The organism is Saccharopolyspora sp. NPDC049426, from assembly GCF_040676935.1.
Lineage (GTDB): Bacteria > Actinomycetota > Actinomycetes > Mycobacteriales > Pseudonocardiaceae > Saccharopolyspora.
In genome coordinates this window covers 16102-31504 of record NZ_JBFAPZ010000021.1, presented here as the reverse complement: position 1 = coordinate 31504, position 15403 = coordinate 16102, and the positions used below count along the sequence as shown (strand labels likewise).

General features: G+C 69.7%; 16 protein-coding genes. 6 read left to right on the top strand and 10 right to left on the bottom strand.

What is annotated here, in order from left to right:
* Positions 1-61: 61 nt before the first annotated feature.
* The 8 genes from AB0J78_RS31495 to AB0J78_RS31460 all read right to left on the bottom strand — a co-directional run bounded on the left by AB0J78_RS31495 (position 62) and on the right by AB0J78_RS31460 (position 6449).
* Complete coding sequence (locus tag AB0J78_RS31495) at positions 62-445, bottom strand: hypothetical protein (RefSeq protein ID WP_363795366.1); 384 nt, start codon at positions 443-445, stop codon at positions 62-64.
* Entirely contained in the window at positions 438-3242 is a 2805-nt protein-coding gene (locus tag AB0J78_RS31490; protein WP_363795364.1) for an FtsK/SpoIIIE domain-containing protein, read from the bottom strand. Before AB0J78_RS31490 ends, AB0J78_RS31495 begins: the two co-directional genes overlap by 8 nt.
* A gap of 125 nt (positions 3243-3367) precedes the next feature.
* Entirely contained in the window at positions 3368-3619 is a 252-nt protein-coding gene (locus tag AB0J78_RS31485; protein WP_363795362.1) for a hypothetical protein, read from the bottom strand.
* A 2-nt stretch (positions 3620-3621) separates the two neighbouring features.
* On the bottom strand, positions 3622-3882 hold the full coding sequence (locus AB0J78_RS31480) for a hypothetical protein (protein WP_145745060.1): 261 nt from the start codon (positions 3880-3882) through the stop codon (positions 3622-3624).
* A 133-nt stretch (positions 3883-4015) separates the two neighbouring features.
* Positions 4016-4435, bottom strand: a complete 420-nt coding sequence (locus AB0J78_RS31475) for a hypothetical protein (protein ID WP_363795360.1) — start codon at positions 4433-4435, stop codon at positions 4016-4018.
* Between the two features lie 49 nt (positions 4436-4484).
* On the bottom strand, positions 4485-4823 hold the full coding sequence (locus AB0J78_RS31470) for a PRC-barrel domain-containing protein (protein WP_363795358.1): 339 nt from the start codon (positions 4821-4823) through the stop codon (positions 4485-4487).
* 103 nt (positions 4824-4926) lie between these two features.
* The gene (locus AB0J78_RS31465) at positions 4927-5739 is read right to left on the bottom strand and encodes a lysophospholipase (RefSeq protein ID WP_363795356.1); all 813 of its coding nucleotides are present in this window, start codon (positions 5737-5739) and stop codon (positions 4927-4929) included.
* A 185-nt stretch (positions 5740-5924) separates the two neighbouring features.
* On the bottom strand, positions 5925-6449 hold the full coding sequence (locus tag AB0J78_RS31460) for a DUF4232 domain-containing protein (RefSeq protein WP_363795354.1): 525 nt from the start codon (positions 6447-6449) through the stop codon (positions 5925-5927).
* Positions 6450-6781: 332 nt separating this feature from the next.
* On the opposite strand from AB0J78_RS31460, the gene AB0J78_RS31455 reads away from it, so the two are divergent.
* Both AB0J78_RS31455 and AB0J78_RS31450 read left to right on the top strand, forming a co-directional pair.
* Entirely contained in the window at positions 6782-7573 is a 792-nt protein-coding gene (locus AB0J78_RS31455) for a GH25 family lysozyme (RefSeq protein WP_363795352.1), read from the top strand.
* A gap of 224 nt (positions 7574-7797) precedes the next feature.
* Positions 7798-8922: a hypothetical protein gene (locus tag AB0J78_RS31450; RefSeq protein ID WP_363795350.1), complete on the top strand. Its 1125-nt coding sequence runs from the start codon at positions 7798-7800 to the stop codon at positions 8920-8922.
* Between the two features lies 1 nt (position 8923).
* Here AB0J78_RS31450 and AB0J78_RS31445 read toward each other — a convergent pair whose 3' ends face one another.
* Positions 8924-9976 (bottom strand): CopD family protein, encoded by a 1053-nt coding sequence (locus AB0J78_RS31445; protein ID WP_363795348.1) that lies wholly within the window; start codon positions 9974-9976, stop codon positions 8924-8926.
* 733 nt (positions 9977-10709) lie between these two features.
* Here AB0J78_RS31445 and AB0J78_RS31440 point away from each other — a divergent pair.
* From AB0J78_RS31440 to AB0J78_RS31425, 4 genes are read left to right on the top strand one after another with little or no spacing between them, the layout of a single operon-like run.
* Positions 10710-11672: a hypothetical protein gene (locus tag AB0J78_RS31440; protein WP_363795346.1), complete on the top strand. Its 963-nt coding sequence runs from the start codon at positions 10710-10712 to the stop codon at positions 11670-11672.
* Positions 11669-12901 (top strand): glycosyltransferase, encoded by a 1233-nt coding sequence (locus AB0J78_RS31435; protein ID WP_363795344.1) that lies wholly within the window; start codon positions 11669-11671, stop codon positions 12899-12901. Before AB0J78_RS31440 ends, AB0J78_RS31435 begins: the two co-directional genes overlap by 4 nt.
* 26 nt (positions 12902-12927) lie before the next feature.
* Positions 12928-13818, top strand: coding sequence for an alpha/beta hydrolase (locus AB0J78_RS31430; RefSeq protein WP_363795342.1), 891 nt, complete (start codon positions 12928-12930; stop codon positions 13816-13818).
* On the top strand, positions 13815-14897 hold the full coding sequence (locus tag AB0J78_RS31425; RefSeq protein WP_363795340.1) for a glycosyltransferase family 1 protein: 1083 nt from the start codon (positions 13815-13817) through the stop codon (positions 14895-14897). The genes AB0J78_RS31430 and AB0J78_RS31425 overlap by 4 nt, the downstream gene beginning before the upstream one ends.
* Here AB0J78_RS31425 and AB0J78_RS31420 read toward each other — a convergent pair.
* Positions 14891-15307: a peptidase inhibitor family I36 protein gene (locus tag AB0J78_RS31420; RefSeq protein WP_363795338.1), complete on the bottom strand. Its 417-nt coding sequence runs from the start codon at positions 15305-15307 to the stop codon at positions 14891-14893. The two genes, AB0J78_RS31425 and AB0J78_RS31420, sit on opposite strands and share 7 nt — an antisense overlap.
* Positions 15308-15403 lie beyond the last annotated feature (96 nt).

Genomic DNA, 15403 nt, shown 5'->3' with positions numbered 1-15403 from the left:
GCGCAGCGTAGGGATTCGAATTTCGCGCGAAATTCGAATCCCGTCCCCGTCGGAATGGGTCTCAGGACTTCTTGCGGCGGGAGAGGAAGCCGGTGGGCAGGCGGGGTTTGGTGATGGCGTCGCGGAGGTCCTCGAACGCCTCGTGAACGGCGAGGCGGGACTCCGACGGTGACGCGTCGGGAGCCTCCCGGTCAGCGGCCGGGAGGCCGGAGGAGCGCAGCCAGCGCTCGTCCCAGACGACCTGCATCGCGGCCGTCCAGCGCTGCTTGACCTCGGCCACGAGCTCGTCGCGGACCTTCTCCGACTCCTCCGCGCGCCGCTCGCCCGCCGCGACCTTCTCGCCGAGCTTCTCGGCGCTGTCCCGCTCGTGCTTGCGCATCTCCTTGCCCGCGGCCGTGGCCAGGGCGGTCAGCTCGCGGTAGCGCTCGGCCGCGGTCTCAGTCACCGGCTTCCTCCCGGACGTTGGCGTCCGACTCCGTCGAACGCTGGGCGGGCACCGGCGGCGCCCCGCCGAGGTCGAAGGGCAGGACCACTTCGGGACGCGAATGCACCGAGCGGTCGAAGAACAGTCCGCGGCGCGAACGCGGCGACCAGTTCACCGGCTGGCCCGCGGCGAACGTGCTGAGCTCCTGCCCGTGCACGTCGAAGGCGACCCACGCGCCGATGTCGTCCACCGGTCCCATGCCGAGGGTGTTCTTCACCCGCTGCACGCTGCGCCACCAGCCGATCACGTGCACCCGGGACTCCGGGCCCTGCTTGAGGATCTTGCGCAGGGAGTCCAGCGCGCACGCGCGGGTCACCGGGTCCTTGCGCTCCAGCGTCGTCTGCGCCGCGTCGACGGCGTAGAGCACCACGCAGTGCCGGACCGGGGACGCGCCCGCGTCGATGTCGTGGGCGATGCCGTCGAGCGTCGCCGAGATCTCGTCCAGGCCCACCACGTCCACCTCGTGGCCGCGCCCGCGGAGCTCCTCGGCCACGGCCCGGGCGTCCTCGTCGACGTCGTCGAGCAGGACACCGATGGTGAACCGGATCTTGCCCGGTTCGTGCTGGCGGGACAGCGAGAGCGCCGCCGCGCCGAGCGCGCTGGTGGTGTCCTCGCGGACCGAGCCGATCACCGCGATGTTGCGTCCCGGCGAGCGCGACAGCCGAACGGCGGCGGCCGTCCCCTCGACGTCGATGACCTGGCCGAGCAGCGCGCGCGGCGTGCTCACCGGCGCGGTCAGCTTCCGGAAGTCCTCCAGGGCCGACAGCTTCGGCAGGTTGGAACCGTCGAACAGGCGCGGCGGGTGTGAACCGGCCGCGCGTCGCTGCCACAGCCGTTGTTGCAGCTGGTGGAACGTGTCGCGGGCGGTGGCGTCGGGGATGCGGGCGATCTCGTTGCCGTGCTTGACGCCCGACTCGTGGTTGACCACCGCGTGCCAGCGCGGCAGGTCCATCGCCGCCTGGTTGTGCTCGGTGAGCACGCGCCGCGCCTTGGGCAGCGCGATGCGCAGGATGAACTGCTCGAAGATCGCCGGCTTGCCCCAGAACGCCTCGATGCCCGAGACGTCCTGGCTGGCCAGCACCAGGTGGATCCCCTGCGAGCGGCCGCGCCGCGCAACGTCTTCCAGCAGCTTGGTGGCCTGCGCGGTCACCGGGTCGCGGTCGGCGAACAGGTACTGGAACTCGTCGATCACCGCCACGACCCGCGGCCACCGGCCCTCGGGGTCCTCGGCGCGCAGCTCTTCGAGCTTGGTGACCTCGTGTTCCTTGGCCTTGTCGGCGCGACGGCGCATCTCGTCGGCGAGGAACCGCAGCAGTGCGAGCCCGAACTCGCGGTCGGTGTTGACGTTGACACCCACCAGCTTGGAGTGCGGCAGCCAGCTCGGATCGCGCTTGCCCGGGGTGAACTGGGCGAACGACACGCCTTCCTTGAAGTCCAGCAGGTACAGCTCCAGCTCGTCCGGCGAGTACCGGGCGGCCATCGCGCCGAGCATGCTGTAGAGGAAGTTCGTCTTGCCCGAGCCGCTCGGCCCGCCGATCAGCGTGTGCGGGCTGGCGTCGCCGAGCCGCATCCACACCTCTTCGCCCTCGTCGAACCCGACGGGAGCCTGCAGCTCGGAACGCGAGTGGCACTGCCACAGCTCGTCGGGCAGCAGGTCGTCGAAGTTGCGGACCCGCGCGCGGCGGGACTCGAACTCGGCCGCGATCGCCGCGCACGCCTTCGACGCCTTGCCGCGCGTGGGCGGTTCGTCCAGCGCCACCACGGCCTCCGGCCCGGTCATGCTGGTGCGGGCCCGGTTCTCGCCGATCAGCGTGATCGACTCGATGGAGCTGTTGACGGTCAGCGGGAGGTCGACGGTGATCAGCTGGAGCCCGCAGGCCAGACCGTTGCGGGCGATGCGCTGGAGCTGCTGCTGCTGTTCCTCGCGCAGCGGCTGGCCGTTGCCGAACAGCACCGCGATCCGCCACGGTTCGCCGCGCCTGCCGTTGGCGGCGGCCAGCGCGCGCAGCGTGGTGTGCTCGCCGAGCAGCGCGCCGGAGTGGATGCGCTTGATGTGGTCGGAGAGCACGTCGAGCATGTCGCCCAGCCGCGTCGGGTCGTGGGCGGTGAGCAGTCCGGCGCTGCTGAGCGGGTGCAGGTCGGGAAGCGTTCCGGTCAGTCTCGCGACGTCCCAGCTGTGGATGCGCACCTGGCCGGGCTCGAAGTGGCTGACGATCCGCAGCAGCAGGTTCTGCACCAGGGTTTCGGCGGTTTCGGGGACCTCGTCGGTGGTGATGCGCAGGTGCGCGAAGTCCAGCGCCGGGACCACCGCGGGGAACGACGGCGACAGCGGGGAGTCGGGGACGTTCGCGGTGCCGATGCGCCACAGCTCGGGCGGGTGCGCGACGTCACCGCCGCCGAACCCGCCGAGCCAGGTTTCGAACGGGTCCGATGCGCTGCCGGGCGAGTTCGCGGCGACCAGCTTCTCCAGGGACGGCGGGCCCTGCTCGGTCCAGTCCTGGAAGATCTCGTCGCGGTCGGCGAGCGCCCTGGCCAGCGCGGCCTGGAAGTGCGGGTCGGCCGGGTCGGCGATCTTCTCCGGCTCGCGTTCGGCCTCGGCCGCGCCGAGCTGCGCGATGCGCAGCGCGTACTCCTGCTCGGCGCAGGTGTCGAGCACCTCCTGGTGCGCGTTCTCGGCGGCGCCGAGGGCGGCGGAGATGCTGCGGCGCAGGTGCTCGAAGGCCGATTCGATGCGACTTCGCCGGTCACTGCGTTTCACAACACACCTCGGAGACCGAGTTACGGAACGTGATCAAGGTACCACCTCGAAATAAGCCCCGCCTAACCCATGCGCAGGCGCGAATACCGCGCAGTGGGACGGTGTTCCGCGCTCCGCCGACCGTCCTACAAACGGGTGGCGAAGTCGCGGATCGTGTTCAGGACGAGGTCGATCAGCCGTTGGGCGCGCTCGACCTGGTCATGCGTTCGGGGGAGTCCCGGCGGGAGGACGGTCTCCGGGTGCTCCGGGTCGAGCCGGACCAGCGCCTGACGCGCTTCGTCGAGCTTGCCCTGGCAGGTTCCCAGGTGCGCGCCGGCCTCTTCGAGCTGGCGCTCGATGCCCTGCAGGACCTGGAGGAGTTCGTCGAGCGAGGACACCGCTACAGCCGCCCGGCGTAGCTCTCGGTGGAGGAGATCGTCGCCGACAGCGTGCCCTGCGCGCCACCGATCGTCTGCAGGACTTCGGCGAGCATGCCGTAGGCGTGCTGCATCTCGTCCTGCGCGGTGCCCTGGATGGCGCCGGAGAGCGCGGCTTGCGCCTCTTCGAGGACGAGCGTCGTCTGCTGGAGGGCTGCGACGCCTTCCTGCATCTTCTGGTTGGCCAGCGAAATGCCTGCGCGAACTTCTTCGACGCCTGCCATGTGGATTGCGGTCCTCTCCCAGGGCTGTACGACTCTGCAAGGATTCACAAGGTAGTGCCCGAGCGAGATCAGCGCGCGGCCGGGCCACCCCTTGTTGATCACTGTTCGGTCTTACCTGGCAGGCATGTTGGAGTCAGTTGTCTACTGTGGATTCTTGATGATCCGGGGCGTCCTCCGGCTCCTCCGACCACGCCTCGATGAGCAGGCGTTCGCCGGCCGGGACGAGTTCGCCGACCAGTTCGGGATCGTCCACCACCGACCAGGCCGTCGGCGGAGCGCAGGCGACGCGGTGGCGGGCGTAGCCCGGCCCCAGCTCCCGCAGGAAGTTGCGCACCACGCGCGAGAGGGCCGCCACGTGCCAGCCCGTCTCCCCGGTGCCGCGGCTCATCGTCAGCGACCAGCAACCCGGCTCCTCGTCGGAGCAGTCGCCGACGGTCACGACCCGCCCGCCGACCCGTCTGACCAGGTCTTCGCAGGCTGCTCGTGCGGAGGCTTCGTCCTGCGCGCCGACGACCACCGTGATGAGCAGTTCGAGCTCGCTGTGTGCGTCCATCGCGGAAGATTCTTCCGCATCCGCAGCCGAGTTCGAACTCCTGAGAGGGTCAGGAGTTGATATCGCTCTCGTCGGGTTCGGCGAGGCCGTAGTAGGCGTAGAGGTCGCGGCCCTCGGTGTCGGTGAGCCGTCCGCCCTGGGCCTCGACGCTCGGGGCGTTGCGGACCCGGGTCCGGGAGACCGGGATCTCCAGCCGGTTCTCCGCCTTGATCGCGCCGTCGAGCGGTACGAAGGTCTCCCTGATCCCGAGCATGCCGAGCCGCACCGTGACCCATTCGGGCTGGTTGGTGTGGTCGTCGACGTAGACGTTGCCGACCCGCCCGACGCGGTTGCCGTCGCTGTCGAAAACCGGTGTCCCGATCAAGTCCTGCGCGCGCTCGACGTTCATGGCAGCCCCCGCTCCGTCGGACTTCAAGCTGCCCGGAAGAGCGGACGCCTGCAACCGCGCAAGCGACACGCCTCACTCGATCAGGTAATGATCGTCAGTATTATCAGCCGATCTGAGAATTCAGTGCTCGGCCGATGAAGTTGCGGACATCCGTCATGACCTCGGACTTGTTGGTCTCGTTGAACAGCTCGTGGCGCCCGCCCGGGTAGATGTGCTCGTGGAACTCGTGGCCCCGGATGCGGTCGATGCCGGTCCGGGTGTCGGCCTCCGGCACCAGCTCGTCGTCCTCGCCGTGCACCCACAAGGTCGGGATCTCCAGCGCCGGGCCCTCGTTGATCGCCAGCAGGCAGTCGTCGATCGCGCGCAGCGTGGGTCGCTTGAACGGGCCGTGCCAGACCAGCTCGTCGGCCAGGTACGCCGCGCCCACCTCCGGGTCGCGGGACAACGTCGCCGGGTCGATCGGGGTGTCCGGGATCTCGTCGTGCTCCAGCAGGTCGAGCACGTGCCAGGTGCCCAGCACCGGACCGGACAGCACCACTGCGGCCAGGCGGCGCTGGTGCTCCTGGGCGTAGCGCGCTGCGAGCATCCCGCCCATCGAATGCCCGATCAGCACCACCGGCAGGTCCGGGTGCTGCGCGGTCACCTCGCGGCGCAGCGCCTCCAGGTCGGCGACCAGGACCTCGGCGTCCTCGAAGTGGACGCGGTCGCCAGGCGAGCGGCCGTGGCCGATGTGGTCCGGTGCCCAGACCACGGCGCGTGCGTGGACCAACTGCTCCGCGACCCACTCGTAGCGGCCGGAGTGCTCGCCGTAGCCGTGCGCGATCAGCGCGATCCAGCCCGGGTTGTCCGCCGACCACTCGCGCACTGCCAGGGTTCCCAGGCTCCCCGCTACCTCGCGGTCCGTTGACTCGATCATGTCGCCACCCCAGCACACCGGCGCTGTTCCGGCCACCACCCCTGGTGTGATCCTCCGCTGCTGCGGCAACGCCCTTGAAGAGCCAGCGCCCGGCGTCGCGGCGTGCTCACAGCGAAGCCGCTGGCGAACCCGCGGCGGTGCGAGTCCCACACCTCAAGCAGCGGCTCCGCCGTCTTCCTCGACGGCTAGTGGTAGGCGGTTTCCTCGATGGCGCCGGTGCCGCAGACGACGTCGCCGGTCCACTCGACCGGAAGGGGATCCGTCTCGTCCGGCGGGATGACCTGCAGGCCGACCGGTGCGGGCTGGCACGGGTCGCCTTCATCGCCGTGCGGGACGGCGCTCCAGTGCAGCGTCGCTTCGGCCGACTGGCCGGGGGAGAGCCCGATGAGCGCGGGTCCAGGGTCGGCCGAGCGGGTGACGTTCGTGGGTAGCGGGTTCCCTGCGGCATCCACCAGCTGCATCCCGCCGTAGCCGTAGATCGTGCAGAACTGGTCGCTGGTGTTGGTCAGCGACACGTCCGCGTAGCGCTGGCCGGCCCCGGCGTCGACCGGCGACATGCTGCCGGTCAGCTGCGAGGTGTGGCAGCGCGGATCGCGCGGCTGGTCCGGTGCGTCCTGCGCGTGAGCGGGCAGGACCGAGCCCGCCAGCGCTCCAGCGGCCAGAAGTCCGGCGGACGTCCGCAGAATGCGTGCTCCGATGTGCCGGTTCACGGCCATCACCCCCGTTCCCGCCGCCCCAGCGGGTTGGTTCGGTCATTGCTCTGCTGTTGGAAAGACGCCCTCCGGCGGAAATGGTTGCCCCGCGCCGGAAAAACGGCGGTGGTTCGCGGGCCCGGCTTCCACTGTGCATCTGGTGAAGAAAACTCGCGACTAGGATCAGTGACTCACTGGAACAGGTGAGTGGAAATACGCACCAATCGCATTGCGTGCCGATCTCCTGGCGCTTTCGGGCGGCGATCTTAACCCGAATGGCGGAGCTGACGGTTTGTTGGACTTCGATAGTTTGAGCAGCGGCAGAGGCCAGAAGTTCAGGGGGTAAAAACATGGCCGAACGCATTCCCGGTATCGACGTAGCGCGATACCAAGGGGAGCCGAACTGGGGAGCGGTGCGCGGCGCCGGATACGTCTTCACCTACATCAAGGCGACCGAGGGCGTCGGATACGTCAGTCCCACGCTCGACGCCCAGCTCAACGGGGCGCGCGCGGCCGGCATGGTCACCGGGCTGTACCACTTCGCGCGACCGGACACCAACACGCCGCAGCAGGAGGCCGCCGACTTCGCCGCGCAGCTGGCGCGGACGAACTCCGCAGGCCCCGGCAACCTCCCGCCGTGCTTGGACATGGAGACCGACGCGCCCAACCTCGGCGGCTGGATCAAGGGCTTCATCGACGCGCTCCGCGCCCACACCGGGCGCAACGAGATCGTCGTCTACGCGTCCAGCTCCTGGTTCCAGGACAAGATCGCCCCGGAGACCTGGGTGGACCCGGGCGTGTTCCTGTGGGTCGCGCACTACGGGCGCAACCCCGGCGAGCCCGGGTACATGACCGATCGCGTCGTGATCCACCAGCACGCGTCCGACGGGCAGGTTCCCGGCATCGGCGGCAACACCGACCTCAACGTCTCGCTGGTGCCGCTGGAGGTGCTCACCGGAGCCGGGGCTCCGCCGCCACCGCCGCCCGCACCGCCGCAGGAGACCTACGTGGTGCAGCCCGGCGACACCCTGTCCGACATCGGCACCAAGCTCGGCGTCGACTGGCGGGAGATCGCGCGGGTCAACGGAATCGCCGACCCCGACCTCATCTACGTCGGTCAGGTCCTCAGGATTCCGCGCTAGAGCGACGTTCTCGCGGTGGCCCGGGTGGCTGGCCGCCCGGGCCATCACGATGTGCGAGTGGCTGAATCGAGAGGGAACGCGAAAGCAGGTGCCGGGAGTCGCTTTCCGCCCGGCGCACATTTCCTTTGGAAAAAGGTTCGCCCGGAATAACCGGTTCCTGGTTTTCCCTCGATCAACACGGGTTACCGTTTTCGTGAACATCACCCGAGGTGGAGGTGAACGCGATGGCGGACGTCGCTGCGCTGGTCCGGGCTCACTGGACCCGCGGTGCCCCCGGCCGAGACGCGCCGGGCGAACTGGTCACGGCGTTGTACCGCTGGTGGGTCGTCGCGATGGTGCTCAAGATCCTCGGCGCCACGTGGGACATCTGCTGGCACTTCCGGTGGCTGCGGGACGACCTGGCGCCGCCGCACCTGCTGAACACCGTCGGCACGGTGATGGTGATCGGGCTGGTGGTCATCCACAGCTACACCGGCATCGGCGTCGACAAGGCCACGCTGCGCTGGATGCAGTGGGGGCTGGGGATCTTCCTCGTCGCCGCGCCGCTGGACGTGATCAACCACCGGGTCAACGGGCTCGACATCACCGCGTGGAGCCCGTCGCACGCCCTGCTCTACCTGGGAACCGGGCTGATGAGCATCGGCCTGCTGGTGGGCTGGAACCGCTACGGCCGTGCCGACCGGTACTTCTACCCGGTCACCTGCTTCCTGTGGTTCACCGTGCTGGACAACTTCATGTTCCTCAACCAGCACCAGGAGTACGGCGTGCTCGGGCTCGCCGCGTGGGAACGGGGCACGCCCTACGCCGAGGACAGCCTGCTGCAGTTCGCCGCCGATCAGCTGCACCGGCCGCTGGACTACATTGCGGTGGAGAACTTCACGCTGCCCACGCCCGACTGGCTGTACCCGAGCTGGGCGGTGCTGACCGGGCTGGGCACGCTGCTGCTCGCGCGGATCCTCGTCGGGCGTCGCTGGACGGCCACCACGATCACCGTCGGCTACCTGGCCTTCCGCTGCGTGGCCTGGGTGCTGCTGGCCGCGGCAGGGTTCCCCATCTCCACCGTGCCGTTCTTCCTGCTGGTGGGGGCGCTGGCCATCGACCTGTCCTGCCAGCTGGTGACGCGGATGCGGCCGCTGGCCGGCGCGGTCGCGGTGACGTCCGCGGCCTACGCGGCGCTGTGGTTGCAGCACGCCTACATCGCCGCGCCGCCGTCGGACTTCGCCTCCGCGCTGTACGTGGTGGTGTTGCTGGCCGGGCTGTGGGGCCTGTTCGAGCACCTGGGCTCCGGCGGGGTGCGCCGCATCGAGCAGCACCTGGCCGCGGTGCGCGACTGGCGCGTCCGCGGCTGAATCAGACGATGACGGGGGCGCGGGAGAGGACGACGCCGAGCCCGAAGGCCACGCCCATGACGGCGACCTCGAAGGTCACCCAGGTCAGCAGGGCGGTCCGCTCGTGGCGTGCGATGCGCGGCAGGAGCCGGAACCGCATCTGGGCGCCGACCACGGCCAGCAGCACCAGGCACAGCGCCTTGCCCAGGAGGATCTGGCCGTACTGGGTGGTGACGAGGCCGACCAGGCCTGCGTTCGGCGTGATGACCAGCTCCATCAGGCCGTTGAACAGGCCCGATGCGCCGACCACGAGCAGCGCGAGCCCGGCGAGCTTCGAGAAGCGGGGCAGCGCTTCGGCGAGCAGGCCGCGCTGCGGTGCGACGAACAGCGCCACCGCGACCAGGCCGCCGACCCACATGGCTGCGCCGACCACGTGCAGCTCCATCGAGATCATGCTGAAGTCGTGGTACTGCCAGTCGGTGGCGTGGCCGGTCAGCGGCATCGGGAGCAGCCCGAGCAGCGCGACGATGGTGCGCAGCTCGGTGGGCACCGACTCGCCGAAGCGCACCGCGAGCAGGCCCACGACCGCGCACAGCAGCCCGCCGCCGGCGCTGGCCAGCAGGCCGGGGCCGGCGGGAACGTCGTTGACGTAGGTGATCACCAACGAGGTGGTGGCCGGAGCTCCCGGGCTGGCTTCCATGGCCTGCAGGACCAGCGAGAACAGCGCGCTGAGCATCCACACCAGCGCGGTGATCACCGCGATCGGGCGGGCCTTGGCCAGCACGGGTTCGGTGCGCGCGGGCTGGTCGAAGCCGAGCAGCTTGGGCAGCATCGAGAGCCCGACGGTGGCCAGCGCCGCCAGGTCCAGCAGCGCCCGCATCACGGGGATGCCGAAGCGGACCACGGGAGGCAGCGCGGGCAGTCCGGGGATGGTGCCGACGTCGGTGTAGGCGGTGGCCGCCAGCGCTGTCAGCAGCGCGGCACCCAGCAGAGCCACGACGACCAGCGCTCTGGCGTTGCGCGGACGCTTCTGCTCGGTCTGCTCGCTCCCGGACACCGCTTCGTGAACAGCCACGTTCCGCATGGTCTCACCCGAAGGTGGTTCGGCGACCACATGGCTCGCCTCAGATCACGCCTCGTGACGGAATTGTTCCTGAGCGCGAGGGCGGGTGGACGGCGTGATGTTCTCCCCATGTCGTTTGGATCACCGTTTCCCGCCGCAAATGTTGATCTTCATTTTCGTTGATGTTCCTGCTCCAAAGGCGTGTTCGGTGGAATGATTCCAATCCGGTCCATTTGTCCCGGGCCTGTTGCGGCGTCGCCGATGCCGTTGAGCGATGTGTTGCTGACAAAGTCCTCAGCGTTGTTGTTCTAGAGTCAGCGGCGTGATTCCGGCGGCGAGCGCACTTGTGCACCTGAAGTGCGCTACCCCCGTGCGCGATTCGCCGGGCCGTCGAGCAGTGTTCACCGGATCGGTTCCCGCGAATTCCACTCGACGTCGAACTGGTGGCGGACAATTCGTGGTCTGCTGTGACGCCGGGGCACCGGCACTACGGGATCACCCTGGGTTCACCCGGGGTAGGCCCGGGAACACTCCGGGCGGCTCCGAAGCACGTCCCCGCAGCCAGGCAGCGGGAGCTCAGCACGACGGCGGTTCGCGGCCGGCCGCCGCCGCTGGAATGCGAGAGAGGATCGCCTCAGGGAAATTGGGGGTCCGGCCCCGGATGTGCGCCGGGCTCGCGAGACGCGAGATTGAACGGTGTGAACGGACAGAGTCCCATGCGACACGCGCTAGGGCGTGATGCGCGATGACCGCACTTGCGGTGGTGCTGGCGGCGCTGGGCGCCTGCGGATACGCGCTGGGCGCGCGCCTGCAGCACGCGGCCGTGCACGCCACGATGGACGGTGGCGGGCTCGGCCTGCGCAACCAGGCCCTGCTGGTCCGCAACCCGCGCTGGCTGGCCGGACTCGCCGCGCTCGGCAGCGGCGCGCTGCTGCACGTCTGCGCGCTGGGGCTGGCCCCGCTCAGCGTCGTGCAGCCGATCGGCGTCCTCGCGCTGCCGATCACCGTGCTGCTCAACCTGCGCGAGCAGGGCTGCAGCCGGCGCGACGTCCACCCGAGCATGGTGCTGGCGGTGCTGGCCGCGACCGGTGGCCTCGCCGTGTTCGTCCTGCTGGCCGCGGGCAGCGCCACGCCGACGCCCGTCGGCGACGATGACCAGTTCACCGCCACCCAGATCGTCGCGGTGGCGGTCCTGCTACTCGGCGTGGTCGCGGTCGCGACCCGCTCGAAGGTGCGCTGCGTGCTCTTCGCCGCCGGCTGCGCGGTGGCCTACGGGTACGTGTCGCTGATGGCTCGCGCCGTCGCTCAGCAGGTCGGGACCTGGGACCTGCTGGCGATCAACCTCCTGTCCGTGCTCGGCATCGCCGTGGCGATGGTCGCGGGCGGCTGGCTGCTGCAGCACGCCTACGCCAGCGGCCCGCCCGACCTGGTCGTGGCCTGCCTGACCGTCATCGACCCGCTGGTGGCCGTCGGCCTGGGGATCGGCCTGCTCGGCGAGGCCGACCACGTCAGCGGCTGGGTCGCCGCCGCTGAAGCGCTCTGCGCGCTGGTGGCCTGCGCCGGGGTGTTCGCCCTGGCACGTCACCACCCGGACAACACCGAACACCGCACGTCGGACAGGCTGGACGCCGACCAGTCCCCGACAGAAGTTCCCGCCGGTACCGCCGGACACCGCACGTCCCCTCGTCCTAACGGGAGTTCCTCTTGACTTCGCAACCGTCGCGCAGGCGCCCGCTGCGGATCGTGGTCGGTGCGACCACCTACCCGCCTCACGTCAACGGGGCCGCCAACTTCGGGCACCGGCTCGCCACCGGCCTGTCCGCACGCGGGCACGAGGTGCACGTGGTGTGCCACTCGGACACCCGCGAGCCGCGCACCGAGGTCGAAGACGGTGTTCTGGTGCACCGGGTGGGCTCCTACAGCTCGCCGTTCCACCCGTCGATCCGCGGCCTGATGCCGTGGCAAGCGCGGCAGGCCGACGCGATGCTGGAGGAGATCCAGCCCGACATCGTGCACGTGCAGTCGCACTTCTTCATCTGCCGCGGGCTGATCGACTCGGCTCGCAAGCGCGGCATCGGAGTGGTGGCCACCAACCACTTCATGCCGGAGAACATCTTCGGCTACTTCAAGATCCCTCCGTTCCTGCAGAACGCCGCCGGACGGCTGCTCTGGCACAACCTGGTCAAGCACTACCGCAAGGCGCAGATGGTCACCGCGCCGACGCCGCGCGCCGTGCAACTGCTGCAGGACAACGGTTTTGACCGCACCGCGCTGCCGGTGTCCTGCGGCATCGACGTCGACCGCTACCGGCGCCCGGCCGCGCGCTACCGCGAGCAGAACCCGGACCCGGAGACGCGGACCGTGCTGTTCGTCGGCAGGCTCGACGAGGAGAAGCACATCGACGACCTGCTGCGTGCCATGTCGTTGCTGCGCACCGAGGTCCGGACCCGCTTGGAGATCGTCGGCAACGGCGCCCGCCGCGAGGCGTTCGAGCAGCTTGCCGACGACCTCGGCATCGCCGACAGGGTCCAATTCCACGGTTTCCTCAGCGATGAGGAGCTCCTGGATGCCTACGCCCGCGCCGACCTGTTCTGCATGCCCAGCATCGCCGAGCTGCAGAGCCTGGCCACCATGGAGGCCATGTCCGCCGGAACCCCGGTGGTGCTGGCCAACGCGATGGCGCTGCCGCACCTCGTCCGCCCGGGCGAGAACGGCTGGCTGTACCCGCCGCGCGACGTGCACGCGTTGGCGGGTGCGATCGGCGACGTGCTCGCCGACCGCACCACCATCGACCGGATGGGCCAGGCCAGCCAGCGGCTGGTCTCCCGGCACGACATCGACCAGGTCCTGGGTCGCTTCGAGTCGCTCTACCACCACGTGATCGACCCCGACAGCGCCGTGGAACTCGACGAGATCAGCACCGAGCTGGCGAGCTGACCATGATCGTTCCGGAACTGCACCCAATGGAGCGTGTAGCTCGGATCAACGGCTCCGACCTGCACTACTGGGTCTACCGCGAGGAGCTCGGGCCCACCGCCGAGACGGTGCTGATCGTGCACGGGCTGCGCGGCACGCACCACGGCCTGGAGCTCATCGCCGCCGGCCTGACCGGTCGGCGCGTCGTGATCCCGGACCTGCCCGGATTCGGGGATTCCGGGCCGATGAACGCGCGGCACGACGTCGCCGGCTACGCCGAGGTGATCACCGAGCTGATCGGTCGGCTCGGTGGCGCCGAGCGGCCGCTCGTGCTGATCGGGCATTCGTTCGGTTCGATCATCGCCTCCCGTCTGGCAGCGTTGAACCCGTCCTTGGTGCGCCGGTTGGTGCTGATCAACCCCATCGCCCAGTCCGCGTTGCGCGGGCCGCACGCGGCCCTCGCGGGCCTGACCGCCGCCTACTACACGCTCGGGGAGCGGTTGCCCTCCCGCGCGGGACGGTCGTTGCTGACCAACCGGTGGGTGGTGCTGGCGGCCAGCCGGGCGATGACCCGGACCCGGGACAAGCAGCTGCGCGGGTTCATCGACGACAACCACCTGCGGCACTTCAGCCGGTTCCACTCACCGACCGTGGTCAACCAGTCCTTCCAGGCCTCGGTGACCCACACCGTGACCGACTACGCCGAGCAGCTGCCCATGCCGGTGCTGCTGGTGGCCGGTGAGCACGACGAGATCGCGCCGTTGGCGGGACAGCGCGCGCTGGCCGCGCGACTGCCCGACGCCGAGCTCGTGGTCATCGCCGACGTGGGACACCTGGTCCACTACGAGACCCCGGATGCCGCGTCGGCCGAGATCGTGCGGTTCCTGGGGCGGAGCGACCACCGCGAGAAGTTCGCGATCCCGGAGCAGAGCCGATGAACCTCGTGGTCGACGCGCGCTGGACGCGCACCGATCAGCACGACGGCATCAGCCGTTACGGCGCGAGCCTCATCGAAGCACTGCACAACCTCCATCCCGTGACGATGCTGGTCCACGACGAGCGGCAGCTGGACCTGCTGCCCGACGGGGTTCCGCACGTGCTGATCAACAGCCCGTTCTCGCCGCGCGAGCTGTGGGTCTCGCGCACCCTGAACCGACTGGGCGCCGACGTGGTGTTCAGCCCGATGCAGATCATCGGCGGGTTCCGTCGCGACTACCGGCTGGTGCTCACGCTGCACGACCTCATCTACTACCGGCACCCGGAGCCGCCGGGGTTCCTGCCGCTGCCGGTGAAGATCGCCTGGCGGCTCTACCACAAGGCGTTCTGGCCGCAGCGCGTGATGCTGAACCGCGCCGACGCCGTGGTGACCGTCAGCGACACCACCCGTCGGTTGATCGAGCGGTACCGGCTGACGCGCAGGCCGGTCACCGTCGTGCACAACGCACCCCAGCCGCAGACAGTCCGGACGTCACCACCAGGACCGGGTGGAGGTCCGCGCGAGCTGGTGTACATGGGTTCGTTCATGCCGTACAAGGACGTGGAAACGTTGTTGGCGGGCATGGCTTTCCTTCCTGGACACCGGCTGCACCTGGTCAGCCGGATCGCACCGCAGCGCGAGGCCGAACTGCGCGACCAGCTGCCGCCGGGAGCGGACGTGGTGTTCTGGCGGGGGATCGGGGAGGACGAGTACCAGCAGCTGCTGGCTCGGGCGAGCGCGCTGGTCACCGCCTCTCGGGACGAGGGCTTCGGGTTGCCGGTCATCGAGGCGATGAACGCGGGGACGCCGGTGGTCTGCAGCGATCTGGAGATCTTCCACGAGGTCACCGGTGGGCACGCGAAGTTCTTCGAGTCGGGGAGGCCGAAGGACTTCGCCGATGCCGTGCGGACGTTGGAGGACGCAGACGCCCGCGCCGACCTGGTCGCGGCGGCCCGGACCCAGGCGGCGAAGTTCACCTGGCAGAACTCCGCCGAACGACTCCTGGACCTGGTGCGGGGCCTGACCGGCCGCGGTCAGTGACTCCAGACCTGGATGGCCCGAGCCACGTAACCGGCCTGCGGGGTCTGCGATCCTGATGGGTGGGTGTCGAAGTCGGCTTCCTCATCGCAGTGCGGATCCTGGTAGACGGTCACCGGATGGCCGGTGTTGTTCGCGAAGGACTTCGCCTCCCAGCCGGTTTCGAGCGTGACGCACTGCTCGACCCCGGTGGCCCGCAGCGCGAGTTCGCGCGACTGACCGCCGAACCCGGTCTCGGGCCAGACGCAGAAAGACCCTGCGGGACAACTGTTCCGGCTCACCTCGGCGTCGGCCGGTGGGCCGGCCAGCAGTGCTGCCAGCGACAGCACCGCCGTCAGCACCAGCCCCAGCGCGAGCGGCCAGCGGGATCGGAGCCGACCGGCGGCCGACCGGGGAAGGACGTAGGAGGACATGGCGGAAACCCTTTCGCTGGAGTGGGATTCGTTCCGGGTGCGGCGTCGATCGCCGCGTTGGAGCAAGATTGACGGCACCGCGGAAGCGTTTCCAGC